The organism is Nitrobacter sp. (assembly GCF_047149785.1).
Classification (GTDB): Bacteria; Pseudomonadota; Alphaproteobacteria; order Rhizobiales; family Xanthobacteraceae; genus Nitrobacter.
On the sequence record NZ_BAAGBE010000001.1, the window covers coordinates 965,793 to 989,174 of the forward strand.

Genomic DNA, 23,382 nt, shown 5'->3' on the forward strand with positions numbered 1-23,382 from the left:
CCCCAAGCCCATTCTCGCGTTGACGCGGATTGGCACGTGGGAGGAGGCGCGTGTATCCATCGATGCGGCGGTCAAGGTTATAATTGTAGCTGGTGTGGAGATCCTCCGCGAACCGCGACGATGATTTCATTGTAGCATTGGCTTTTGGAGTTCAGACATGCGAGGCACCGGAGGTCATCATGAGGCGATGCTTTTGGGAGATTGATGTCAATCTGGATGTTTCTCCGCATCGAGTGGGGACCGGTAAGTGAAATAATTGGCCCGCATCGGGCCAATATGCTCGAAGCCATCGGTCGCCTTGGCTCGATATCGGCGGCAGCGCCGGCCGTCGATCTCAGTACTCGCCAGCTTTTGGCAATCGGTGCATATTCTCAATTCGCTGTTTGACGAGCCGCTGGTGGAACTCAGGCGCGGCGTTCCTGACTCCCATCGGAAAGGAAGTGCTAGCGAGATTTCGTGAGATGGAGCAGGTCGCAAATAGCGTCCTGAAGCCCTACTTCCGCGCCTTTGAGAAACGGTTCGGGATTGATTCCACAACACTGCCAGCGATACCGCGCTACGCCCAAATAATCAGTCTGCACAAAGTCGCGCCTTCGGCAAAAAAGCAGATGCTGCAACGTAAACCTCGTCAGAAGACGAAGATGTCAAGGGCGATGAGCCGGATAGGATAGCATTCGCTGACATGCGAACCATTGTCCCCCAACCGAAGAGACTGCCAGGCGATTGCCAAGTACAGGTATCTGGCAAACTTCCAACGGTGTACTTAATCCTATACAACGATATCCAATGATGGCAATGTCCGAGGGTATCGGGTGATCTCAGGGATGCGGCCCCGGTCACTCCATTCCTTGTGCAGATGCAGGCTTCTTGTGAACTCCGATCTGATGTCTCTCTCGTTTTTTGGACAATTGCCGGCCTCCTTCTTGCAAGCAGGCGCAGTTGGCAAAGGGGTGATGCTTGTTCTAGCCTCGGCGTCGGTCTGGAGCTGGGTGCTGATCGGGGAAGGGGTGTATGGCCTTCTTCGCCTCAAACGATCTGTCGGGGCGTTCGGCGATAGAGTTCCGCCGCCTTTGCTCGCAAACGTTGTCGAGGCCGGCCATGCGGCCACGCGGGTGGCGCTCCCTGGAGAGAGTTCGTCAGAACTGCGCGCGCGGCTGAGCGAGGCGATGGGACGCAAAGCTCACGAACTGTTCGCCCATGCGGAGCGGGGCTTGCCGACGCTTGCGGTGATCGCGTCGGTTGCGCCGTTCGTGGGCCTGTTCGGAACGGTGTATGGCATCATGACGAGCTTTGCCGGCATTGCCGAGGCGAAGGATACAAGTCTTGCGGTCGTCGCCCCGGGGATTGCCGAGGCGCTCGCGGCGACGGCCTGGGGCCTGGCGGCGGCGATTCCGGCGGCTGTCGGATACAACCGGATCGGTTCGGCACTGGCGCGGCTGTCGCAGAATCTGTCCCACGCCGTTGACGAACGCGCGGTTGAGCTTGCCTCAGAGAGTGCGCCCGCATCGAAAAAGGATGCCGCGTAATGGCGCTCGGCAGCTTCGGCAAACCCGGAAGCGCAATTTACCGGCCGTTGGCGGACATCAACGTCACGCCACTCGTCGACGTGATGCTGGTTCTGCTGATCATTTTCATGGTGACCGCTCCGCTGTTGTCTGCAGGACTGAAGGTCAACCTCCCGCAAGCCAAAACGATTGTTCCGCTGGATCCGAAGGAACCGATCGTCCTGATGATCCAGAAGGACGGAAAGCTCGCGCTCGGATCGGATGACGTCCGTGCGGACAATCTTATCTCAGCGATTGAGGCCAAGGCAGGTGGCGACCGCAACCGGGTGATCCACCTGCGCAGCGACAAGGATGTCCCCTTCGGCGACGTGGTCTCGATTATGGATCGCCTCGCCACGAACGGCCTGACTCATCTCGCGATCGTCGCGCGGCCAGAAAATGCGAACGAGCAGCACGGCCTGGAGGCCGCCCAGCCGGGGGAAACCGGGGCCTCCAATGGTCCGCAGGCTGTCCCCGTGCCGGCGCCGGACACGCCAGCCCCGAACTAGCCGGGTCAATGCGAGACGTGTCATTACGGACGCACAGCAGCGAACCAAATCTTCAGCTGGCGCCCCCATGGTTGAGGCTCACCGTGATCGTCGTCGTGCTTGGGATCCACGTCGTCGCATTTGCCGGTATTTCCTGGAGCACGCCGGAAAAGATCACCCCGTTGCCCGACATCGCGGTTGAAGTGATTCCGCAAGGCGAGACGGTCACCGAAACGAGTGTTGTGCCGACTCCGGAGGCCGCTCCTGAGGTCACGTCCCAGCAGGCCATGATCGCATCACCGGAGAGCGAGACACATGAAGCGCCCGAAGTCGAGACACCGAAGCAGGAAGAGGCGCCCGCTACGCCCGCTCTGACGGCGCCTCGCCCGAAAATTGAGTCCGAAGATGCGCCGCCGATCGCCGTCGAGCAGGCCGCAACACCAGACATCAAGAAGTCGACTCCGGTCACAGAGAAGCCGCACCGTCCCGACAAGGAGAAGCGTCCGGAGGCCAAGCGCCGTGCCGCGCCGCATGCGCTGACGCGCGGCAAGCGAGAGGTTCACGCTCGCCAGTTTGGTCGTCAGGCACAATTAGGTGCGCCCGCGATCCGCGCCGGGGTGAAGAACGGCTCCTCGGCTGCCAACAGGATGTCACGGTCAGCGTACGGTGCGCTGGTGTCGGCCGAGATCAATCGTCATAAGACCTACCCGGCCAGCGCGCGCAGCGCGGGGATCGCAGGCAGCGTCGGCGTCGTGTTTTCGGTGGGAGCCTCGGGCGCGATCGTTTCTCATTCCATTACGCGCTCCTCCGGCAATGGCGCGCTCGATGCCGCCGTGCACGGCATGATGGCGGCCGCGCATCCGCCGCCGCCGCCCGGCGGACATTTCCGGGGCAGCGTGACGATTCATTTCAATTTGGGGCGATGATGAAGACAGCGGACCTATCGCAGGCGGATTCTTATCTCCACTCATCGATCCGGAGTGATCTGCTTCTGACCGTGCTGTTTCTGGCTCTCGTGGCGCTGATATTGATGTCGCTGACAATCGGGCGATATCCGGTGCCGATCGGCGAGGTGGCGCGAATCGCGTTCACGACACTGCCGTTTGATGCGGTCGGAAGTTATGACGACAAGAGCTTGGTTGTCGTCGAGATCATCCGGATGCCGCGCATTCCGTTGGTCACGATCTGCGGCATGGGACTTGCGCTGTCCGGAGCTGCAATGCAGGGCGTATTCCGCAACCCGCTCGTCGGTCCGGAAATCGCTGGCGTCACGACTGGACCTGATGTGCGAGAGCTCCACGACATACGTAACGCGCTCGAACACAAATTCCTACAGGTCTACGCGGGCTGGGCACGACCGTTTATGCGAGCTGCACCAAGCAGCGAAGGCTTGGGATTCTCGATCGACAGTGATTTTCTCGAGACTAAGGCTCTGCGTGTGATGAAGATAGCTCGTTCCGCGCTCATCCAAACGGCCTTGGCAGTCGGCGTCGAAGAACGAGCGCGGAAGCGACCTGAAACTTTTGTTGCATCGATGTCTCTTTTTGGCCTCGACGATCGTCGCAAACGACGTGACCCGATGTAGCTGCGATCGGCTGCTGAGTCTAAGCATCTTCGCTTACGGACGACGGCGATGGTTGCTTCCACGGCGGAAACTGGGGGCGAATTCGCTCCGTCGATGGCCCGGGCATCGGATCGCTGTAGAAATGGTGCCGGCGGAGAGGATCGAACTCCCGACCTTCGGTTTACAAAACCGCTGCACTACCGCTGTGCTACGCCGGCCCCGGCGGACACCGATCCGGTGCCTGTTGGGTAATAAACCAGAATCCATGCGGACAACAACGGCGGACGCGGACCTGTCGGGCCGTTGTGCCGGGCGACTGCTTATTGCGGTTCCCGGGCCTTCGTCAACATCGGCCGGACCGGGAGACCGCCAATTGTCGCGACTGGAATCGGCGGTTGTTCGCAGGGCGCCGCCGTCCGTGCATTTTCGCCCCAGCTTATGTGGTCCACGTGAACCGCGGATTTAAAACCACGCCCGCCGAAATCGTAAACGACTTCTGAATCACAGCCATGCCGGAAAAATATTAACCGGAACTCGAGCTGTGGAATCGCCTGAAGTCCTGGTCATGGAACAACGCCGATACCGGTGGCCGGCATGTGCAACTTGGATCACGTTCTGCGGCCGGCCCCGTGAAACCTGGCCCTGCTCAGCGTCTGGCTGTGGCAGGAGCCTCGTCCGCGCGCGCCCCGCGTTAATATTCCGATAGCGGGATCGGTCGCAATTGATGGTCCGCGCAGGCTTGCGCATTAGGCTTACCGGCAGTTTGGACGGCGGCTTTAACCCTTGCCGGCGCCGGTTCGATTAGGCTCTGCCGCAAACCGGAACTCTGTAATGCGTATCGGCCTCGCGCTGGCTCTTTTGATCGGAACATCGTTGACGGCTCTCGCCGACAGCGGTCCGGTGATCGTGATTCCCGGCCGTCCCGGTGTTCCCATCATCATCAACGGCGTCGATGCCTCTTACGCTGTTGTCGAAGGCGACTGGGGGCTTGCCCGAAGGACGCACGTGCAGCCGACGGTGTATGGCGGGCGCTACGTCGATCCCGAGCCGCACGTCGGTCATTATTATCCGAGCCTCGGTCATGCGCCGGGTTACGGGCGCCTCGAAATCGAACCACCGGCGAACCGCAAGCTGCCGCCGCGCGCCGAAAGCTTTCATCAGTCATGGTCGGCCCATTCCGATCCGGTGCCCGCGCAATCGGATATCCCGCAGACGCCCCCTGCGGTCATCCTCGCGCCGGAGATCGGCTCCTCGGGTCTGCCGAACCACTTTCAGCGACGGGCTCCGCAGTTTCAGAGACCCAAACCGTAGAATCGAACTTTAAGAAAAACAGGCAAAGCAGGAGAGAGAGAATGCGTCAGGTGATTTCGGGATTGGTCGCGGCTGTTGCCATGGCGGCGGCGAGCGCCGCGCCAGCCATGGCGTGCGGCGGGTTGTTCACCAGCGGAGGGTGTTCGCCGTGCCAAGCATACAGTCCATGCGCGCAAGGTTATTATCATGGCTATGGTCCGGGCTACGGCGTCGCCGCCTACGAGCGCCTGCCATCGCCAACGCAGTATTATTATGTCAACCAGGGGCCGACCTTCGGCGGACCGGGTAACTTCGCGCCGGTGCCGACCTATCAGGAAAGCGCCGTCTCCGGATGGAATGCCTACAGCCGTCCTTATTACTACCCCTACGACGGCGGTCGTTACGCTCATGCCATGCATCATTACTATGACGGCGCGCGCGTAAGCGGCCCGGTCGTGTACAGCTATCGCTGGCATCACCCGCGTTCGCATTACGTCGCGTATCGCAGCGTTCGCTACGGCTATGCGGCGCGCCACCATGGCCATCGTTTCGCAGCTCCGCGCGTGGTCTACGGATCGCGGCATCATCACCACGGCCATCATCATCCAGCGGCGCACCGCCATCACTGATTGGATCGCGCTTGGCAAACGCCCGTTCGCAACGCCGATGCGAGCGGGCGTTTTCGTGTCGTCAGCGCATCAGGCCGAGGCGACTTGCGCCGATATAGAGCGCCAGCACCGCCGCGTTCGAGACGTTGAGGCTCTTGATCTCGCCGGGCATGTCGAGACGCGCGACCGCGCTGCATGTTTCTCGCGTCAATTGGCGCAGGCCCCTGCCTTCGGCGCCAAGCACCAGCGCCAGCGGTTGCCGCAACCGGATGGCGGTGAGGTCCTCGCTTCCGGCGCTGTCGAGGCCGACGGTCATGAAATCGCGGTCGTTCAGTTCAGCCAGCGCCCGCGCCAGATTCTGCACCAGCACGAGCGGCACGAGTTCCAGCGCGCCGGATGCGGACTTTGCCAGCACGCCGGTAGCCTCGGGGCTGTGGCGCGCCGTCGTCACGATCGCCTTCACCGCGAAGGCCGCGGCCGAGCGCATGATTGCGCCGACATTGTGCGGATCGGTGATCTGGTCGAGCACCAGGACGATGCCCTCCTGCGGCAGCGTGTCGATGCCCGGTGAGGGCAGGGGCTCGGCTTCGGCGAGCAACCCCTGATGCACTGCGTCTGGGCCGAGGCGCTGGTCGATCGCGTCCGGCCGCACAATCTCGGGCGCGACACGCATTTCGATGTTTTCATCCGCGAGCCGCCGTGCGGCGTTTTCGGTGAGCAGCAATTTTCGAATCGTCCGCCGGGGATTGACCAGTGCCGCCGTCACGGTGTGCCAGCCATAGAGGATGGTCAGGCCGTCGGCTCCGGTCTCCCGACCGTTCCGCGACGAACCCCGCCCTTGGGGCCGCTTCCTGTCTCCGGCCTTCCGGGCGCCCCACGGCCGGGAAACACGCCGGAATCGCGGTTCTCGATCACGATCGCTCATGCGCGCTTGTCTCACGGGCTTGAAACAATGGCAATTTCACCGGCCCATGTGCGGAAACGCGCGATCCCGGCCGCTCTCGGTTGACTTTGCCGGCGTGCTTCGCCCATAAACGCGCGCAACCGCACGCCCGGTATCCGGGCAGGTGCCTTCAACGTCATCCACGGTCGGTCCGGCCACTTTATCAGTGGGGCGACATCCGATGGCGTTGCGGGGGGAGTGTCCCGAGTGGCAAAGGGAGCTGACTGTAAATCAGCCGCCGTATGGCTTCGAAGGTTCGAGTCCTTCCTCCCCCACCATTATGAAATCTCCTGTTTGATTTTATTGTGTTTTTCTCTCTAAATCTCGCATCTCATCCGTAGGTGCGGGCGTTTCTGTTCGTGATCCGGCCCGCTTGGCGGCCTCTACCGCCGGCTTATCGCGGTTCATGGTCCGCGTATGATGCGATGCCATGCGGTCCGCGCCAACCACACTTGGCCTCCGCATCGCAGGCTTCGCGAAACCAGTTACCGAACGATTCTTTCGTCATTGGCCGGCGGTTTGCGCCGGCAATGTAGGTCATTTCCCACCATGGCCGAGCCGCGAGACTTGCGGCCAATTCTGGCTCGATCAAAGACGGGACGCGCTCGCCGGTCTTTTCGGCTGAGACGGGCAACGCCGTCTTAACGAGCGGACGGCCAAAACGGCGGCATCCCCGCGCCGCGCCGTGGACCGATGCGGACGTTCTGTCGGCCTATCGGGCGACCGGAGAGGGATGGCAGGGCCGGATCAACGCCGACCCTGCGGAAGGCGCCGAAGCTGGCGTAACGGAGTCAAAAGGCCGCCAAGAGGGGCGGCCTTTTCTGCTTGCAAATCGATCGGGCGATTAGGTGCCACCGCTGAACTGGGTTTTTTCCTGGCCCTGCAGTTTGTTGTCCGGATTATCCGGACTATCTGCCTCCACGGCCTTCCTGATCTGGGCCTTGCGGATGGCTTCATCCTGCTGCTGCACTCGCGGCCTCTCGCCCCGGTTCTGCTGTTGATCGGGGTTCTGTTGGTTCACGGACTGCTGGTCTGGATATCCGGGGTCCGGGTTTGGCGCGTCCGCAGGCGCAGGTGATCGCCCTTGGCGCATGTTATCTGGGGCCGGGGCGGGATGAGCGCCTCGGGGGTCCTGAGGCACATCTTTGCCCACGCTGGGGCGCGTTTCAGGATCGTAACTCATCGAGAGCGCTCCTTTGCATTGTTTTCTGGATGCAGAGGCAACCGGCGCGCTCCGTACCCGTTCCGAAGGAACAGCAGTTCCTTTGTTACGGTTAGTTCACATCTGGTTTCGCCGTTCCGGTTCGTCTCGGGCCGGATAATGCGCGGGGTGGCGGGAGATGCGGTTCTCGCTTTCCACAGTTTCAGCGAGTCTAGCGATACCTGTTCCGAAGTCTCTTCCAGTAGCCAGAATTCATTCAATGAAGGTCATTCGGCGAGGCTCATCGTTTAAGCTGCCGGACAAATTCGTTCGCTATGGCTTTAAACGGCGCAACATAGAGCTTGATATCATCGACGACAAAATCGGTGATGTATGCCCAATTCCCACGATTATCGTTGTTATCCGGCGTTTGTTGCTGCTGTTGCCGTTGTTGGGCTTCCTGCTTCTGAAGCATTTGGAAGCCAGTATAATGATCCGACATGGCTTGTCGTCCTTCGAGTTTCTCTTCCTTTTTCATCTCGCCGAATCTTCATTGCAGTTACGAGATCTCGGATGACCTGGGAGCCGACAGCGGCGCCGAAAATATCAGCGGGGCTATCCAGGCGGCGGCCGCAGCGAACGCCACTGCCAAAAAGCCGATGCCGAGGAGATACTGGTCTTGCGCCAGATAGGCGTTGCACAGCCGCGTCGGCGCATGCGTGTAGAGAAAGGCCATCACGGCGAGCATCGACAGCGTCTGCGCCTTGATCATAGCGTGGGTGAGCGGATGCGCGCGCCTCCAGCCGGCCGCCAGCGGGAGCCCCACCAAAAGCGGCAGGGAGACGAATTTTGCCGCCTCCCAGCGCATATCGGCCACGGCCGCGTCGATGTTTCGCGGCAGCATCCAGAAGGCGACGCCGAAACCTGCCGCCAGCAGGCAGGCCCAGCCGCCCCGATTCCACTCGCCGCGCCCGAAACGCAGATACGGGGCCATGAGCGCGCCGGCCAGCGCAAGGGCCGGAAGCTGCACAAGTACGTGGGTCACGGGGCTTGCCTCCAGTGGACCGCGCAACAACGCGGCGGTAGCGAACAGCCCAGCCGCCGCGGCGAGATGGCCTTTCATCGAAGCGCCTTCTCGATCGCATTCTCTGCCCCGTCGACATCATCCATGTCGAGGATCGCCAGCAATCGCCCATCGGGCGAGACGACGTGCAGCGCGGCATTGTGCGTGAAGCCACCTGCGCGGTCAGGTATCACGGTTATTCCGTAGGCATTCAGCAGCGCGCCAAGATCGCCTTTCGCGGGACGCGCCACCGTCCACAGCCTGCCGTCGGCGCCATGCCCATGACCGTATTCGGCCATCCGTTCGGGCGTGTCGCGCGCGGGATCGAAAGAAAGCGAAACGAGCCAGACCCGCGCGGCCAAAGGTCCCTTCGCCAATCGGTCGCGCAATCGCATCAGTTCAGCGCCAGCCGACTGGCAGATACTCGGACAATTGGTGTAGATGAACTCGACCACCGTCGCCCGTCCGTCGCCCGGTGGCAGCGAGAGGCGTTCGCCCGCCATCGTCTCGACCGTGAAGGTTGGCACGGCCGACATGTCGCGCATAACCTCCACACGTCGCGCGCGTTCGGTCGTCAGCGCCGCGAACCCGTCCGTCGCCTGCCATAGCAAGGCCCCGCCGGTGGCTATGACGGCCACGCTGGCGAGCAACGGGTGCATCTCAACTCCAGCGGATCCGCGTCAGGTAGCGCAGCACGAAGAGCGCGGCCGCCAGTACGATCAACACTGCGAAGGCGGACGCGATCTGTGCCTGGAGATGCCACTGCGGAAGGTGCACCGCCCACCGGCGCGGGATCGACATGGCTCCCGAGATCAGGAACATCAGCACGAAGCCAGATCCGCCCACCACGTAGACCCAGAACGCCGTCCCCGGCAGGCCCGAGAGCCTCTCGTCCCCGCTACGGACCAGCCAGGCCATGAAACCGAACGCCATCGCCACTTCGCCGAGGATGAGATAGGTGTGGAAATGGCCCGGCACCCATAGGGTATTGTGCATGACCTTGTTGACCACGATCATCCCGTCGAGGACGGCCGGCACCGAACCCGCCGTCCAGCCCGCCACGCCCAGCACCAGCAGGGCGGATGTGAGATCCCAGCGCATCGATGTGGCGCTGCGCAGATAGATCAGGAGCGAGAACGCGGTAACCGCGATCAACGGGATGGCTGAGAAGTAGGAGACGATCTGACCCATCGCGACCGCCCATCCCGGCATCGCCCAGTCCTGCATAAGGTGATGCGGGTAGACTGCCAGAACGAACAAGAGCACCACCGTCCAGGCAATGGCGAAGACCCGGGTCGTCTTCCACGGCTTGCCGGTGTATTCGGGCACGATTTCATAGACGGCGATCACCGCCATATAAATCGAGGCGTTGATGAATACATGGCCGAAGAAGAAGATCATGTTCTTGGCCAGAAGGGCGTCGACGGTGAATTCGGGAAAGGCGAGGTTGACGATGCTGACGACCAGCACGGCCGCGCCCACCACGATGCCGAGCGAGTTGAAGATCGTTGATGCCATGGCAGCGACCACTGTCGCCGGCGGTGCATCCTCCGGGCGACCGCTGCCGAAGGCCAACGGCCAGGCGAGCGCTCCGCCGATGCCGCCATATTTGGCGATCAGCTTGCGCCCCACTTCGAGGTGGAGCAGCAGGAAGCCTACCCCGATCGAGGTATAGCCGAGCAGGAATACGATCGCGGCACCGGGTTGCCATAGCCCGCCCGACAAAGCCGGCAACGGAAACAGGAAGGTCCAGGCCCCGGCATAGCCGCCGATGAAGATCGCTCCGAGAATGAGGACAACGCCGAGCAGGAAGAAGCCCAGAAAAGCCCAGAACACGCCGGCCGCGAGAGATACGTACCGCTCGGTGAAGAACCAGAGGATGGTTGCCCCGGTGAGCCCCGCCGTTCCCACCATTCCCGCCCCGTGTGCGGTCATGATCTTGTAGAACAGCGCAGGGTCGATGGTGATCAGCCCGCCTTGGGCGGCCCGCATGGTCAGGCCAAAAAGCATCATGAGCAGGATCACGACGCCGGCCAGCAGCATAGAGAGCTTGACCGAGCCGAGTTGCGGAGCGATGACGACGGGGCCACTTTCTTCGGCGATGACAGACATGACGGGCTCCTATTCGGCCACGACAGTGAACTCGGCCGTCATTGTGTGGTGCGCGACGCCGCAATATTCCAGGCACACCACATGGTAGGTGCCAGGAGTATCGAAGACATACTCCACCTGGTTGACGTAGCCGGGCATGGCCTGGACCTGGAACAGCAACTTCCCGGAAGCATCCATCACACCGAAGCCATGGTTGACGTCGGCGGTACGAACTTTGAACGCCACCGGCTTGCCCAGTGGCACCTTGTCGGTGTCGAGTTCCCAACGCCATTGCGCGGCGGAGACGTTGACGACAGTTGCCGTCTTGGCCACCGCGAGCGGCCAAGGCCTCAGCGAAATCACTGTCACGACAACGCCGATGACCGTAAGGCTCACGATGAGCCAGTTGCGCCGTGATTCGATGTTCGTGGGAACCTTTCCGCTCCCTGCGGCGCGTGCCGCTGCAATGAAGGCCCAAACAATAATGGCCATCAGCACCAGACTCAGTGCCAGAACCGTCAGTTGCATTGATCTTTCCCCCGTGTCTGTTCACTAGGAAGCTGGAATGCCTGACTGACTCTTTTTGTCCTTACTTCTCTTCTTGTCCTTACTTAATCGTCCGTCTTATTAGGTATCGTAAATGCCTATTAAGGCATCACAGGCTTGTATTGTCAACGCCAATAGGTGAAATCGCGATCATGCAGTTGTCCGTCTTTTCCGATTACGCGCTCCGCGTCCTGATGTATCTCGCTGTCGCCGGCGACCGGCAGGTGACCGTACGCGAGGTCGCGGAGCGTTATCGTCTGTCGCGCGATCATATCGCCAAGGTCGCTCAATTCCTGGCTCGTGAGGGCTTCGTGACGACCGCTCGGGGTCGTTCCGGCGGAATGCGGCTGGCGCGTACGCCTGTCGAAATATCCATCGGCGATGTGCTGCGTCGCTCGGAAGCGGGGTCTGGGCCGGTCGAGTGTCTGTGCGATGGGCGCGTGACCTGCACTCTCGTATCGGTCTGCGGACTGGCGCCCCTGATGGCCGAGGCACGCGATGCCTTCTTCGCCAGCCTGGATGCCCGCAGCCTCGCCGATGCGCTGCCGCGCGCAGGCGCAGTGCGCGAGTTGCTCGGCCTGGCCGCGTGACCACGCACTCCTGCTTGCATAATCCGCAAGATCAGCGCTGATGCCTACACACCGCCAGCCGATTGCCATCAGGGTTGAACGGATGCCGGCATGGGGTCGAACACGAGGCGATACGAAATCGCCGACCGGATCAAATTAGCGGCACGCCGCTATCGATCGGGCCGCCATCCAACGGCAAGCAATAAGCGAGTGCTTCTTTAGCAACTGTCTTAGCGGTCGCCGTTTCTCTGGTCGACGGCGGCCTTCTTTTTCGCGGTTGTCGGTCTGGCATCGGCTTCCTGGGTCGCCAGGGCCGCAGCCACTCACGCAACAATTTTGCATTTACCGTCGCAAAAATGCAACGCTGATGGAATTCATCACGATTCCAGCGCGCTATATACCGGGAAGGCAGCAACTCTTACGTTGGATTTATGATTCGTATCCTCATCTTAGAGGCCATCTAAAGCGCATGAGATTGCAAGGGAAAAACCTCCCTCATAAGGAATGGTCACGCGGCTGCAAGCAGGAAGGCGCTCGAGCGTATCCTTGCGGCCGAAGGGCCGACCCGTGGCATTCGATGTTCAAAACTTGTTTCGGCAGCACAGTGAGGAGCTGAAGCGTTTCTTGCGCCGGCGAGGCGCGACTGCGGACACGGCCGCCGATCTCATGCAGGAAACCTTCCTGAAGCTCCTGACCGCGATGCCGACCAAGCCAGTCGACAATGTGCAAGCCTATATTTTCCGCACCGCGAACAATCTGTCTATCGATCTGGCGCGCCGGCAGCTTCTCATGCCGCTCGTCGATAACAGCGACGGCGCCCTTAACCGTCTTGTCGATGAATCCCCGTCCCCGGAGCGGGTGCTGTTGTCGCGCCAGGAACTGGCGCTCCTCCAGGCGGCTCTCAATCAAATCCCGGAGCGGCCGCGGGAGGTGTTTTTGGCGCGACTCGACGGCAGGACTTTCGCCGAGATCGGCCTGACCATGGGGATTTCGGCGCAAACGGCGTTCAGCCAGACGCTCAGGGTCCTGATGCACCTCAAGGCGGCGCTTGATCGGACGCACAAATAATTTTTGCGCGCCGTCGGATATCCCGCTCTCTTCATCGTCTCCCATAGTAAGAGCGCCTATGGTGAAGCCGGTCCCGGGTCGTTTTCCGGACCGTCTGCAAGAGGAGCGCGTCTGATGGGACCGGATCCCAATTGGACCGATGACAACGATTTCGGCGCGGATCTCGATCCGATATCCCGGGAGGCTGTGACCTGGTTCGCGGCCATGCATGCTGACGATGTGCCGAAGGCGGATCAGATCGCTTTTCGCGCGTGGTTGAGGCGGGATGATCGCCACCGGGCAGTTTATAAGCAGGTCGAACGCCTGTGGTCGGGAGCCTCTGAACTTCCGATCGTCAAGACGCGCCGCAACACGGCACGGCTCGCGGTCACGCGCCGGGCGCTTGGCAAGGGTGTGCTTGCCGCCATGATTGGCGGTGGCGCGTGGGTCACGTATCAACAGCATCCGTTCGCGGACTACCGCACCGGCACCGGCGAACGTCGGACGGTGACGCTCGCCGATCATTCGACCGTTGAAATGGCCGGGTCGACAGTCTTGTCCGTCGATTTCGGTCCGCGATTGCGGCTGGTCACATTGCATCGCGGCGAGGCTTATTTCTCGGTCGCGCCCGAGCAATCGCGGCCTTTCGTGGTCAAGGCGGCGGCGGGACGCACGATGGCTCTCGGAACCTCATTCAATGTGGATTATATCTCCGACGACGACGTGCGCATTACTGTCGCCCGGCACGCCGTGGACGTCCGCGTCGGCGCGGCAGACGCGCGGTTGGATGCAGGTTCGCAGCTCACATATGGCCGCGAGAGCATCGGCGATCCTCAACATATCGATCCGGTCTCGGCGTTTGGCTGGCGCGACGGCCGCCTGGTCTTCCTTTCGCAACCGTTCGGCCGGGTCATTGCGTCGCTCAATCGCTGGCGGCCGGGCAGGCTGATGGTGATGGGGTCGGCGTTGGCCGCCCGTCCGGTCACTCTGATCGTCGACCTCGAGAAATCGGGCAACATTCTCGCCACGCTCGAAAACACCCTCCCGATCCGCGCCGTCAATGTAACTCCCTACCTGACGCTGGTGTTCGAAGCCTGACGGCGGTGCTCAAAAAAAGTTCGCGCCTCCTCAGATAACGCCGGCTCTGCTTCGTCTGAACCAGTGAGGGCTCGACATCATGCCGAGCCAATTCGTTGACGGGAGCAGGGGCGATGGCGGGTGTTTCGGGGGGCAGGGCGTCTGTGCTGGCGACGTTGCTCGGGTCAACATCGCTCGCCGTCTTGCTGCTGTCGCTTCCTCCTGTATCGGCGCAGACCGCGCCTTCACCCGCGCCCGTGGCCGGCACGTTCCAACGATCGATCACGTTCGCCATACCGCCGCAGTCCTTGTCGACCGGCATCGTGGCGTTCTCGCGCGCGGCCGGTGTCGACCTCGTGTTCGACGGCGCGGTGCCAAGCGGAGCGCGCACGTCAGGCGTCTCGGGAACGTTCACGGTGCGCGACGGCGTCAATCGGTTGCTCGCCGGCACCGGACTGTCGGCGCGGCTCGCGGGCGCGCGCACGGTCCAGATCGTGAGTCCCTCAGCGGCCGGTGCAATGCCGGCCGGCGCAGTTACGCTCGACACGATCGACGTGCAGGGCGAGAACGCATCAGGTCCCGTAAACGGTTATGTCGCCAACCAGAGCTTGACCGGCACCAAGACGGCGACGCCGATCGTCGAAATTCCGCAATCGCTGTCGGTGATCGGCGCGGAACAGATTCGCGACCAGAAGCTGGTTTCAAAATTCGACGATACCTTGCGTTATACGCCCGGAGTCGTGGCCGCGACGTTCGGGACGGATTTTCGCGATGACTGGTTCACGATCCGCGGATTTGACGCGCAGAACGAGTCGCTGTTTCTCGATGGCCTGCAGCTTTTCTATTTTGGCTATGCCGGCTGGAAACTGCAGCCGTTTAATCTCGAGCGCGTCGAGGTGCTGCGCGGGCCGTCGGCAATTCTGTACGGCGGATCATCGCCGGGCGGGATTGTCAACGCCGTGAGCAAACTGCCTCCCGCGGAGCCCCTTCGCTATATCGAGGCCGGCGTCAACAATTTCGGCAACGCCTACACCCAGTTCGACTTCGGAGGCCCTGTCGCGACGCAGCCGGGCGACGGCAAGATTCTCTACAGGGTCGTCGGCCAGATCCAGGGCGGCGGCACGCAGACCAACTTCGTCAACGACGACAATTATTTCATCGCGCCGTCCGTGACCTGGCTGCCGGATGCCGACACGCGACTGACCGTCTTCGCCATGTCGTCCTACAACAAGACCAGGGCGCTGAACTGGCTGCCCTATGTCGGCACCGTGACCGACGCTCCATTCGGCCGGATCCCCACGAACCTGTTCACCGGCGATCCCGCCGTCGACCGTTACGCGCGCGCGCAACACATGGTCAGTTATCAGTTCGAGAAAAGTCTCTCCGACAATGCGACGTTCCGCCAGAATGGCCGCGCGGCGCACGTCGATGTGAACTATACGGGATTGTACGGAATGGATTACGTCACTACCCCGGCCGCCGCCGACCTCGCGCGTGGCAACTATCTTGCCGCCTCGAAAGCGACACAGCTAAACCTGGACAATCAGTTTGAGTATCGCTTCGCCACGGGCCCGTTCCGGCATACGGCGCTGGTGGGCCTCGACCTGAAGCATTACGCGCTCGACGACAAGGAGGGCGCCGGGCTGGCGACCGATCTAAACCTTCTCAATCCGGTCTATGGCACCAACTCCGTCTTTGACGGCCCGCTTTTTCAGGACATCTATCTGACGCAGGGGCAGATCGGCCTCTACCTGCAGGACCAGATCAAGTGGAATCGTTTCACGCTGGTCCTGTCGGGCCGCAACGACTGGGTCAAGCTGGTCAACAACGACCGGATTTATACGCCGGTGAGTCGGCAGGACAGCAAATTTTCCGGCCGCGCCGGCCTGATCTACAATTTCGAAAACGGTCTCGCGCCCTATGCGTCCTACGCCACAAGCTACAATCCGGTCGTCGGCGTCAATGCCGCCGGCGAGGTGCTGCTGCCCGAAACCGGGGAGCAGACAGAAATCGGCGTGAAGTATCAACCTCCGGGCCTCGACGCACGGTTCGGCATCGCGCTGTTCGATCTCAAGCGCAAGAATGCGCTGACGACCGATCCCAATAACCCGTTGTTCCAGACCCAGAACGGCGAGGTGACGTCGCGCGGCATCGAGTTGGAAGCGCTTGCGAACATCACCCGCGATTTCAAGGTGGTCGCGAGCTATACAAACTACGAGCTGTTCGTCAGCAAGGATCTCGATCCCACCTTGATCGGCACGGTGCCGGCCGCCAAGCCGCGGCAGGTCGCTTCGCTGTGGATGGATTACACGTTCCGGGACGGCTGGCTGGACGGCTTCGGCTACGGCGGCGGCGTGCGTTACATCGGTTCGTCTTTTGCCGACGCGGCCAACCTCATGACCGTGCCGTCCGTGGTGCTCGGCGACCTTGCCGTTCACTACGAATGGGCGAAAAACTGGCGCGCCGCGATCAACGTCGTCAACGTCGCCGACACCACATATGTCGCAAGCTGTGGCTTTCCCACGTCGTGCTTCTACGGCGACCGACGCCGTATCACCGGAAGCATTTCCTACCGCTGGTGAATACGGCGCCGATAGCGCGGTCCGCTGCGAGGGCGGGTTCGCAAATGGCGCTCCGTTCCCGGCGTCAGGCTCGACGTGATCCGTTACGACGAGAAGTGGATACCGGTTCGCGTGAAGAAAACGCGTCAAAACAAAAGCTAGAGCCCGGCTTTGATTCCATCAAAGCTGGAATAGCTCTAGAGACGAAGTTCGGCGCGGATTTCGACCGTCGCCTTCAATCGGCCGGAGGACGAGTTCTATATCCTGTTCGATGCCGGTCCCGGGCAGTCGTTCGACGTCGGCCACAAAGATATCAGGTGAGGGGCTGGCCAACATGAACGCCTCCGTTTTGCTCGGGGCCGCGGCCATGGGAGCGCCGTTCGGCTTCATGCCGGCGTTCCGCGCCGCGGCTCAAGCGCGTCGAAGCGCTCGCGAGGGATTGGCGATGTTGACAAAAGCCATCGAGCAATCTGTAAGAGTTTTCCGTCCGCGAGACGCTCCGCAAGCCGTTCGACTCGAAATCTCCAGAGCCAGCCAGCGGTAACGCGCGCAACAGGAAGCAAAAACACATGATGCGGACTATCCGGAGCAGCACGGCAAGCCGATCTCGCGCAAGCATCGCATGCGGCCTGTTTGCCGCGATGCTTGTTGTCCTCATGACTTTTGCCGGCCGTGCACGTGCGCAGGACCAGCAGGCGCAATCGGCCATCACCGCGCCGCAGCCGGTGGCCACGTCCACATCACCCGCGCCATCCGTACCAGCCGAGGCTCTTCCATCTCAGTCCGTGCAGGGTGCGGAGCCGGGGATTCCTGCTGTCCCGAACGCCGTGCCTCAAGAAGGCGAAGGCGCGACCCCGCCGTCCCCGGCGTCATCTGCACCGACTGCCTCGGCGTCTTCGCTTCCACGGGACCTTTCGCCGTGGGGGATGTTCATGCAGGCGGACGTGGTTGTGAAGGCGGTGATGATCGGGCTTGCGTTCGCCTCGCTGGTGACGTGGACGATCTGGCTGGCGCGGGGGCTGGAGCTTGCGGCGACGCGGCGGCGGGCGCAGAGCTGCCTGCGCAAGCTGATGCGCGCGGACAGTCTTGGAGCGGCGCGCGCCGCGATCGCGGAAGGCTGGACCGGCAAGGGCCCGGTGGCGGAACTGATGGCGGCGGCGGAGCGCGAATGCAGCCGTTCGAACGATCTGTCGGCGGAAGGCATCAAGGAGCGCCTCGCCATCGCGCTGTCGCGGATCGAGGCGAAAGCGGGCCGCGACATCGCCCGCGGCACCGGGCTTCTGGCGACGATCGGCGCGACCGCGCCCTTCGTCGGCCTGTTCGGCACGGTGTGGGGGATCATGAACGCCTTCATCGGCATCTCCCATTCCCGGACCACCAATCTTGCGGTGGTGGCGCCGGGCATCGCCGAGGCGCTGCTCGCCACCGCGCTCGGTCTTGTGGCCGCGATCCCGGCGGTGATCATCTACAACGTGTTCGCGCGCGCGCTGGCGAGCTACCGGGCGCTGCTGTCGGACGCCTCCGGCGAGATCGTCCAGCACATCTCGCGCGACCTGGAGCGGCAGGCGCGGGGACTGGTCTCCTCCGTGGTGCCGCTGTCGCGCGCCCGCCCCGCCGCGGAGTGATGCGCCATGGCGGTATCGCTCAAGAACCCGCAGGACGGCGGCATCGACGAGCTGAGCGAGATCAACGTCACGCCCTTCATCGACGTGATGCTGGTGCTCTTGATCATCTTCATGGTGGCGGCGCCTTTGTCGACCGTGGACGTCGCGGTCGACCTGCCGGTGTCGAACGCGCAGCCGCAGCCGCGCCCGGACAAGCCGGTGTTCCTGACCGTGAAGCAGGACCTGACGCTGGCGCTCGGCAATGACGAGGTGCCGCGCAACGCATTGCAGGCGACGCTCGATCAGCAGACCGGCAACGACCGCGAGCAGCGGGTGTTCCTGCGCGCCGACGGGACGGTGGCCTACAGCGAGTTGATGGCCGTGATGAACCTGCTGCGCGGCGCCGGCTATCTCAAGATCGCGCTGGTGGGACTGGAGGACACCGGGCAGGCGGCAGCCACGCCGGTGGCGGCGACGCCGCCATGAGGATCGACTGGCGCGATCCGGACGGACGGGCGGACGATACGCTCACCACGGCCTCGGTGCTGCGCTGGAGCGCGGCCGGGCTCGCCGTGGTGGCGCTGCATGCGAGCGGCGTGTGGCTGGCGCTGAACTGGCCGGCCGCGGCCGAAGCGCCCGGCGATCCGCCGGCGGCGATCATGATGGAGCTGGCGCCGCTTGCGGTCGCGCCCGAGGCGCCGCAGCAGGACATCGCGCCGGGGCCGCAGATGGTGGAGGCCGAGGAACAGGTCGAGCCGGAGAAACCGGTTGAGGATCAGGTCGAGCCCGAGCCCGACATCAAGCCGGTGGAGACTGAGATCAAGCCGCCGGATCAACCGAAGCTGGAGAAGGCGGAGGTGGTGCTGCCGGCCAAGGTCGAGCCGCCCAAGCCGAAACCGAAGCCGAAGACGAAAAAGCAGAAGAAGGCGCCGCGCACCACCGCGCCGCCGAGCTCGCAGGCTCAGCGCGCCGACCGCGCCGCGGCTCCGGCTGAGGGCATGGCCTCGGCGATGTCGCCGGCCTCGTGGAAGGGCGCCTTGATGGCGCACCTCAGCCGCTACAAGCGTTTCCCTCCGGGCGCGGCCGGCACCGGCGTCGCCACGGTCGCGTTCACCATCGACCGCTCGGGCCGGGTATTGTCCGCGCGGCTGGTGCGCTCGGCCGGCGATGCCGCGCTCGATACCGAGGCGGCGTCGCTGCCGCGCCGCGCCAGTCCCGTTCCCGCCCCGCCGCCCAACATCGGCGGCGGATCCATAACCCTCGCCGTTCCCATCAGGTTCTCACGATGACCCGCTTCAAACACCCACGATCACTATTGTTCACATCCGTCACTGCGTTCGCAGCTATCGCGGCAACTGCGGTTCTCGCACAGCAGCAGCTCCCGTCTGCGCCGCGCGCGACACGCGCCGCCCAGGCGCCGTCCGTGCAACAGCCTGCGGGACCTGCTGCGACGCTGCCGAACGGAGCCTCTTCAATCAACGAGACCTACGGCGACTGGACAGTCGATTGCCGGATCGCCGACCGGCGCAAGCAGTGCCTGCTGTCGCAAGCTCAAGGCAACAAGGAGACCGGCCAGCGCGTGTTCGCCATCGAATTGCACCCGCCGAAGGACGGCAAGACCGAAGGCACCATCCTGATGCCGTTCGGGCTCAATCTCGATGCCGGCGCCGTGCTCAAGCTCGACGGCAAGGATCTCGGCAAGGGTCTGCGCTTCTCCACCTGCGTGCCGCAGGGCTGCCTGTTGCCGGTGAGCTTCCCGACCGTTGCGACCGAGGCCATGCGCAAGGGGACAAAGCTCGTCGTCGCCTCGCTCAATCTCTCCAGCAATGAGGCCGTCACCTTCAACGTCTCGCTCAACGGCTTCGGTGCCGCGCTGGCGCGCACGACAGACCTGGCGAGATAGCGAGGTATCTCAATCAACGGGATTACAGGACCACTCCGGCTCCCAAGCGAGGAGATCGCCCAACTCCGCCGCAGCCAAAGCACAAATCGAAACCGCATCCCGGCGAGGCGATTACAACCGCAGCCGCTTTCTTGCATGGCTGCTCGCGGTGCTGCGCGCTCGGGCCCGATCATCGCCGGATCGCCGCTCTCCTCGATATCGAAGAGCATGGCGTGAGGCTTTTGCGCCGTATGCTCGGCGCCTGCTTGTTGCGCCGGTCCGCTCGTTGCCTATTCGAAAATCGCAAGCCCAACGATGAAAGCGATCACCAGCAACAGCAACAACGCGCCGAAAATGTAACCGTTTCGACGGCCTGTCTTTTTCGTTCCTTCGAATTCCCGCACGGAACTGCGCCACTCCCAGAAATCGTTCATGTTCATGCCTCCGTCCAAAGGTCATAAATTTTCGCACCATCCTCTTTGAGGAGGGATACCGGTTCGCGTCAAGAAAGCCCGCCGATTCCATCTGAAGCCCTCGGCAGCGACGGGAGCAACTGTCAGGTGCACGGAAGCACAGCGGGTCCCGGATGCTCCATTTCGAGCCCAGCGACATTTTCCCGCACGGCAGCTCAGGCCGCTCGTCTCGCAGTTTTTGCGAGACCTCCCAGATGCGCGAGAGACGGTTGGTCTTGATTTGATTGGGCTTTCCGGCCTCGGCGCGCAGCGCAAGCCTGCCGTTTAACCTAAACCTTAAATGTTAACTCAAACGGCCAGTCGGGTCTAGCTGGACAGGCCGTGACAGCCGGCCCTAGGTAACCGGCGTCATGACCAGCGGTTCCGTGCCGGACATTTCAGAGCAGGGCCTTAGTTGCCGCGTTCCCTCACTCCAGCATTCCGGGAGATACGATGATCCGACTGCTTGTTGCATCAGCGATGTTTTGCATTGTTGTCACACCTTCATCCGCCAGATCTTCTCACAAGAAAACGCAGGTTGCCGCCGACTGCGATGTAATGCGTCCCTGCTTTGGTAACGGCATGCCGCTGTATGGTTCGGCCGAGCACGCCGCCGGACATTCCCGTCGTTCAGCCGTCACACACCGGGCAGACCACAAATCTTACCGGCGAATCCCCAAGGGCCTTGCACGGGTCATGGCCGAAGGCGCGGGGAGAGTTGCCGGCATAGTCCGCTCGTCGTCCGGCGCTACGGCGCATGTTGCCAACCATGCCGCCGGTGCTTTCCAGTGTCTTGTTTCGGCGCTTGACCGGCAGGGCTATCCGATCCGCTTCATGGGGGGATGGCGGGCGCATGGCAGCGTGCGAGCCTCGCTGCATCCGGCCGGGCTGGCGCTCGATATCAACCAGTACGCACGTAATGTCACGCGCCCGCGGATGCCGCCCAATGAGATCGCACTGGCGAATTCCTGCGGGTTGATTTCCGGCGCGCAATGGGCAAACGCCGACAGCGGGCATTTCCAACTCGGCGGCTGGAGCGGAGGCGGGCGGCACGTCGCGAGGCGTCGCCATCATCGTCATGACCACTACGCCAACGCCCGATGACGTTCGTTCGCGACTGATCGGTCGTCAAAGACCCGCCGGTCCGCTGTGAACACGCGCGATCAAGCCGACGAATTCGGCGCGGATTGCGGCCGCGCGGTCACGCGTTCCGCTGCATCTGCCTGCCGGCCGCCGCAACGAAAAGGCGCGGCGAGTTTTGCCCGCCGCGCCCAATCTTGTCTCGCTGGCTCCGGGCGCTGAGCCGCCCGTCGCCAGGCCTTAAAAAGCCTGGCGGGCGGTCCCAGCGAGGTGACAGCGCTCGGTATAAGACACTGGATCACCTCCTTTCGTTGTTGACGGAAACCGGACCATAAACGCGAAATCGCGAGGAGTTAAGGGCTGTTCTCCGGCCCATTCGCGAACCGGACCCCACTTCGCTCGAAAACGCTATAAAATCGCGCTTCGGCCTGCTGTCAAATTGGCCCCCGCCAGCGCATATTGGAGTAGGAGCCTGCACCGTTTCTCGATCTGGCCATGAAGGAGACGCAACATGAAAATCAAAATCGTCCTGGTGGCGATTCTGGCGATCGGAACATTGATCGGTGTCAGCGCGCTGGTTTCCGCCGTTCACAAGGCGGACCACGGAACCGCCCATACCAGCGGCAATGTATGACATGAACACCAGGGATCGGCGCTCCCCGCTGCTTAAGCCGTGGCCGTTTGTCGCTATAGTTATTGAGAAGGACTCATTGGCCGGTGGGTCGCATCCGGCGGGGCTGCGACCGGCCTGGCTCCGAAATTGTTGATCGGCGCCATTCCGCCTCGCCATCGAAGAATTCGTGCCTTGCGGAACGCGTAAGTAAATGGCAAAAAAATCCGGGCGCTAGTGCGCTGCGCGGGTGTAGCTCAATGGTAGAGCAGCAGCCTTCCAAGCTGAATACGAGGGTTCGATTCCCTTCACCCGCTCCAACGCTTGGCCGATCTTGACGCCTGAGTTTTACAACGAGTTTTTACAGCTTTCGTTCGCTCTTTTATCCCGCGTATCCCGCGCGCTGAAGGTGTCCTCGCGACGCATTCATCCCGACCGAAAGTACGCGGCATTGATGTTGGACGAAAGCTTTTTGGGTCTGCTGGATGCGCAAGGCACGACGGCGACCGTCGCCAACATTATTGCTGCTCTTGTGGCGTTCAGTCGGCGTCTAAAGTGATTGGTGCGCCGCTTGCATCTGGTCGCGAGTCTCGCGCCAGCGAGGACGACACATCAATAATCGGGAGTGCCGCGCGGATTTGCTTTAGCCCAAGCCGTAACCGTTTCATCTGGAACGATAAGCGATGACTGGCCGCCGGACGCGTAATAGCTCTTTCCAGTCTTCGCAGAATAAGCGACTCCGCCCCATACGGCCTCATCATTCAAATGTATGATTCCAGCTTCTGGATTGGTGTTGCTTACCGTCGTGATCTTGATTTCAAGACGTCCATGTTGGCTGTTTCTAATCGCTGCTAGATCGCCAATTTTGACGTTGCGATAGTAGCGCTCGATTTCTTCGGCCGTTTGACCGTGGCTTGGGTCACTGTAGGTTCGTGAAGGAGAAGGCATATTTTAAGCAGCCTTTTATTTAGTGCGACTAAAGATCAAAGAGGCGATCTTCTCAATTGCATTCGCCATGGATTTTACTGACACGTTATGCACATACACCGCACCGGCCGAACCATCAACGTGCCCGGCCGAGCAGTCGCGGGTCGCTTCATCAACACCGCCGTGTGACAGTTGCGTTTGAATGCGTGCCGTGGCGAGTGCCGCACCTTGCGATCGCCGATGCCGATCTTGGGTCGATAATCCTGGTTGAACTTCCGCGGCATGAACCGCGGAA

Annotated in this window: 28 protein-coding genes and 3 tRNA genes; 20 read left to right on the top strand and 11 right to left on the bottom strand. The window is 62.2% G+C overall.

Going from position 1 to position 23,382, the window contains the following annotated elements; all coding sequences use genetic code 11:
- Nucleotides 1–953 precede the first annotated feature (953 nt).
- The 4 genes from ACMDCM_RS04395 to ACMDCM_RS04410 all read left to right on the top strand — a co-directional run bounded on the left by ACMDCM_RS04395 (nt 954) and on the right by ACMDCM_RS04410 (nt 3,617).
- Nucleotides 954–1,526: a MotA/TolQ/ExbB proton channel family protein gene (locus ACMDCM_RS04395; RefSeq protein WP_412772427.1), complete on the top strand. Its 573-nt coding sequence runs from the start codon at nt 954–956 to the stop codon at nt 1,524–1,526.
- Entirely contained in the window at nt 1,526–2,053 is a 528-nt protein-coding gene (locus tag ACMDCM_RS04400; protein ID WP_412772428.1) for an ExbD/TolR family protein, read from the top strand. Before ACMDCM_RS04395 ends, ACMDCM_RS04400 begins: the two co-directional genes overlap by 1 nt.
- Nucleotides 2,054–2,136: 83 nt before the next feature.
- Nucleotides 2,137–2,958 (top strand): TonB family protein, encoded by an 822-nt coding sequence (locus ACMDCM_RS04405; protein ID WP_412772429.1) that lies wholly within the window; start codon nt 2,137–2,139, stop codon nt 2,956–2,958.
- Nucleotides 2,958–3,617, top strand: coding sequence for an iron chelate uptake ABC transporter family permease subunit (locus ACMDCM_RS04410; RefSeq protein WP_412772430.1), 660 nt, complete (start codon nt 2,958–2,960; stop codon nt 3,615–3,617). The genes ACMDCM_RS04405 and ACMDCM_RS04410 overlap by 1 nt, the downstream gene beginning before the upstream one ends.
- A 122-nt stretch (nt 3,618–3,739) precedes the next feature.
- Here ACMDCM_RS04410 and ACMDCM_RS04415 read toward each other — a convergent pair.
- Nucleotides 3,740–3,814: transfer RNA gene (locus ACMDCM_RS04415), tRNA-Thr, on the bottom strand.
- 613 nt (nt 3,815–4,427) lie between these two features.
- Here ACMDCM_RS04415 and ACMDCM_RS04420 point away from each other — a divergent pair.
- A complete protein-coding gene (locus tag ACMDCM_RS04420; protein ID WP_412772431.1) occupies nt 4,428–4,907 on the top strand; it encodes a hypothetical protein in 480 nt (159 codons plus the stop codon).
- 41 nt (nt 4,908–4,948) lie between these two features.
- The gene (locus ACMDCM_RS04425; protein ID WP_412772432.1) at nt 4,949–5,515 is read left to right on the top strand and encodes a hypothetical protein; all 567 of its coding nucleotides are present in this window, start codon (nt 4,949–4,951) and stop codon (nt 5,513–5,515) included.
- A gap of 61 nt (nt 5,516–5,576) precedes the next feature.
- On the opposite strand, the gene ACMDCM_RS04430 is transcribed toward ACMDCM_RS04425, so the two are convergent.
- The gene (locus tag ACMDCM_RS04430) at nt 5,577–6,419 is read right to left on the bottom strand and encodes a TrmH family RNA methyltransferase (RefSeq protein ID WP_412772433.1); all 843 of its coding nucleotides are present in this window, start codon (nt 6,417–6,419) and stop codon (nt 5,577–5,579) included.
- 210 nt (nt 6,420–6,629) lie between these two features.
- Between ACMDCM_RS04430 and ACMDCM_RS04435 the strand changes: the two genes are divergently transcribed.
- Nucleotides 6,630–6,715: transfer RNA gene (locus ACMDCM_RS04435), tRNA-Tyr, on the top strand.
- A gap of 309 nt (nt 6,716–7,024) precedes the next feature.
- Nucleotides 7,025–7,285, top strand: coding sequence for a BrnA antitoxin family protein (locus ACMDCM_RS04440; RefSeq protein ID WP_412774663.1), 261 nt, complete (start codon nt 7,025–7,027; stop codon nt 7,283–7,285).
- Here ACMDCM_RS04440 and ACMDCM_RS04445 read toward each other — a convergent pair.
- The 6 genes from ACMDCM_RS04445 to ACMDCM_RS04470 all read right to left on the bottom strand — a co-directional run bounded on the left by ACMDCM_RS04445 (nt 7,282) and on the right by ACMDCM_RS04470 (nt 11,260).
- A complete protein-coding gene (locus ACMDCM_RS04445) occupies nt 7,282–7,458 on the bottom strand; it encodes a hypothetical protein (protein ID WP_412772434.1) in 177 nt (58 codons plus the stop codon). The genes ACMDCM_RS04440 and ACMDCM_RS04445 overlap by 4 nt on opposite strands.
- Before the next feature lie 421 nt (nt 7,459–7,879).
- The gene (locus ACMDCM_RS04450; protein WP_412772435.1) at nt 7,880–8,116 is read right to left on the bottom strand and encodes a hypothetical protein; all 237 of its coding nucleotides are present in this window, start codon (nt 8,114–8,116) and stop codon (nt 7,880–7,882) included.
- Nucleotides 8,117–8,137: 21 nt separating this feature from the next.
- Nucleotides 8,138–8,701: a hypothetical protein gene (locus ACMDCM_RS04455; protein WP_412772436.1), complete on the bottom strand. Its 564-nt coding sequence runs from the start codon at nt 8,699–8,701 to the stop codon at nt 8,138–8,140.
- A complete protein-coding gene (locus ACMDCM_RS04460) occupies nt 8,698–9,300 on the bottom strand; it encodes an SCO family protein (protein WP_412772437.1) in 603 nt (200 codons plus the stop codon). Before ACMDCM_RS04460 ends, ACMDCM_RS04455 begins: the two co-directional genes overlap by 4 nt.
- Nucleotide 9,301: 1 nt before the next feature.
- Entirely contained in the window at nt 9,302–10,753 is a 1,452-nt protein-coding gene (locus ACMDCM_RS04465) for a cbb3-type cytochrome c oxidase subunit I (RefSeq protein ID WP_412772438.1), read from the bottom strand.
- A gap of 9 nt (nt 10,754–10,762) precedes the next feature.
- Nucleotides 10,763–11,260, bottom strand: coding sequence for a cupredoxin domain-containing protein (locus ACMDCM_RS04470; RefSeq protein ID WP_412772439.1), 498 nt, complete (start codon nt 11,258–11,260; stop codon nt 10,763–10,765).
- Nucleotides 11,261–11,430: 170 nt separating this feature from the next.
- Here ACMDCM_RS04470 and ACMDCM_RS04475 point away from each other — a divergent pair, with 170 nt between their 5' ends.
- The 4 genes from ACMDCM_RS04475 (at nt 11,431) to ACMDCM_RS04490 (ending at nt 16,553) form a co-directional block, all read left to right on the top strand.
- The gene (locus ACMDCM_RS04475) at nt 11,431–11,868 is read left to right on the top strand and encodes an RrF2 family transcriptional regulator (protein WP_412772440.1); all 438 of its coding nucleotides are present in this window, start codon (nt 11,431–11,433) and stop codon (nt 11,866–11,868) included.
- Between the two features lie 483 nt (nt 11,869–12,351).
- Nucleotides 12,352–12,915: an RNA polymerase sigma factor gene (locus ACMDCM_RS04480; RefSeq protein ID WP_412772441.1), complete on the top strand. Its 564-nt coding sequence runs from the start codon at nt 12,352–12,354 to the stop codon at nt 12,913–12,915.
- A 114-nt stretch (nt 12,916–13,029) separates the two neighbouring features.
- Nucleotides 13,030–13,992 carry a FecR family protein gene (locus ACMDCM_RS04485; RefSeq protein ID WP_412772442.1) on the top strand — a complete coding sequence of 321 codons (963 nt, stop codon included), beginning with the start codon at nt 13,030–13,032 and terminating at the stop codon, nt 13,990–13,992.
- A 113-nt stretch (nt 13,993–14,105) separates the two neighbouring features.
- Nucleotides 14,106–16,553: a TonB-dependent siderophore receptor gene (locus ACMDCM_RS04490; protein WP_412772443.1), complete on the top strand. Its 2,448-nt coding sequence runs from the start codon at nt 14,106–14,108 to the stop codon at nt 16,551–16,553.
- Nucleotides 16,554–16,712: 159 nt separating this feature from the next.
- Here the strand turns inward: ACMDCM_RS04490 and ACMDCM_RS04495 are convergent, their stop codons facing one another.
- A complete protein-coding gene (locus ACMDCM_RS04495) occupies nt 16,713–16,922 on the bottom strand; it encodes a hypothetical protein (protein WP_412772444.1) in 210 nt (69 codons plus the stop codon).
- Nucleotides 16,923–17,104: 182 nt separating this feature from the next.
- Here ACMDCM_RS04495 and exbB point away from each other — a divergent pair, with 182 nt between their 5' ends.
- From exbB to ACMDCM_RS04515, 4 genes are read left to right on the top strand one after another with little or no spacing between them, the layout of a single operon-like run.
- Nucleotides 17,105–18,157 carry a tonB-system energizer ExbB gene (exbB, locus tag ACMDCM_RS04500; RefSeq protein ID WP_412774664.1) on the top strand — a complete coding sequence of 351 codons (1,053 nt, stop codon included), beginning with the start codon at nt 17,105–17,107 and terminating at the stop codon, nt 18,155–18,157.
- A gap of 6 nt (nt 18,158–18,163) precedes the next feature.
- Nucleotides 18,164–18,622, top strand: coding sequence for a TonB system transport protein ExbD (exbD, locus tag ACMDCM_RS04505; RefSeq protein ID WP_412772445.1), 459 nt, complete (start codon nt 18,164–18,166; stop codon nt 18,620–18,622).
- The gene (locus tag ACMDCM_RS04510; RefSeq protein WP_412772446.1) at nt 18,619–19,425 is read left to right on the top strand and encodes an energy transducer TonB family protein; all 807 of its coding nucleotides are present in this window, start codon (nt 18,619–18,621) and stop codon (nt 19,423–19,425) included. The genes exbD and ACMDCM_RS04510 overlap by 4 nt, the downstream gene beginning before the upstream one ends.
- The gene (locus tag ACMDCM_RS04515; protein WP_412772447.1) at nt 19,422–20,039 is read left to right on the top strand and encodes an invasion associated locus B family protein; all 618 of its coding nucleotides are present in this window, start codon (nt 19,422–19,424) and stop codon (nt 20,037–20,039) included. The genes ACMDCM_RS04510 and ACMDCM_RS04515 overlap by 4 nt, the downstream gene beginning before the upstream one ends.
- 269 nt (nt 20,040–20,308) lie before the next feature.
- Here ACMDCM_RS04515 and ACMDCM_RS04520 read toward each other — a convergent pair whose 3' ends face one another.
- The gene (locus tag ACMDCM_RS04520) at nt 20,309–20,452 is read right to left on the bottom strand and encodes a hypothetical protein (RefSeq protein WP_412772448.1); all 144 of its coding nucleotides are present in this window, start codon (nt 20,450–20,452) and stop codon (nt 20,309–20,311) included.
- A 471-nt stretch (nt 20,453–20,923) separates the two neighbouring features.
- Between ACMDCM_RS04520 and ACMDCM_RS04525 the strand changes: the two genes are divergently transcribed.
- From ACMDCM_RS04525 to ACMDCM_RS04540, 4 genes are all read left to right on the top strand, one after another.
- Nucleotides 20,924–21,574: a hypothetical protein gene (locus ACMDCM_RS04525; RefSeq protein ID WP_412772449.1), complete on the top strand. Its 651-nt coding sequence runs from the start codon at nt 20,924–20,926 to the stop codon at nt 21,572–21,574.
- Nucleotides 21,575–22,061: 487 nt separating this feature from the next.
- Complete coding sequence (locus tag ACMDCM_RS04530; RefSeq protein ID WP_412772450.1) at nt 22,062–22,184, top strand: hypothetical protein; 123 nt, start codon at nt 22,062–22,064, stop codon at nt 22,182–22,184.
- A 222-nt stretch (nt 22,185–22,406) separates the two neighbouring features.
- A tRNA-Gly gene (locus ACMDCM_RS04535) sits at nt 22,407–22,480 on the top strand.
- A gap of 14 nt (nt 22,481–22,494) precedes the next feature.
- The gene (locus tag ACMDCM_RS04540; protein ID WP_412772451.1) at nt 22,495–22,719 is read left to right on the top strand and encodes a hypothetical protein; all 225 of its coding nucleotides are present in this window, start codon (nt 22,495–22,497) and stop codon (nt 22,717–22,719) included.
- Nucleotides 22,720–22,772: 53 nt separating this feature from the next.
- On the opposite strand, the gene ACMDCM_RS04545 is transcribed toward ACMDCM_RS04540, so the two are convergent.
- Nucleotides 22,773–23,108, bottom strand: a complete 336-nt coding sequence (locus tag ACMDCM_RS04545; RefSeq protein ID WP_412772452.1) for a hypothetical protein — start codon at nt 23,106–23,108, stop codon at nt 22,773–22,775.
- Between the last annotated feature and the right edge of the window lie 274 nt (nt 23,109–23,382).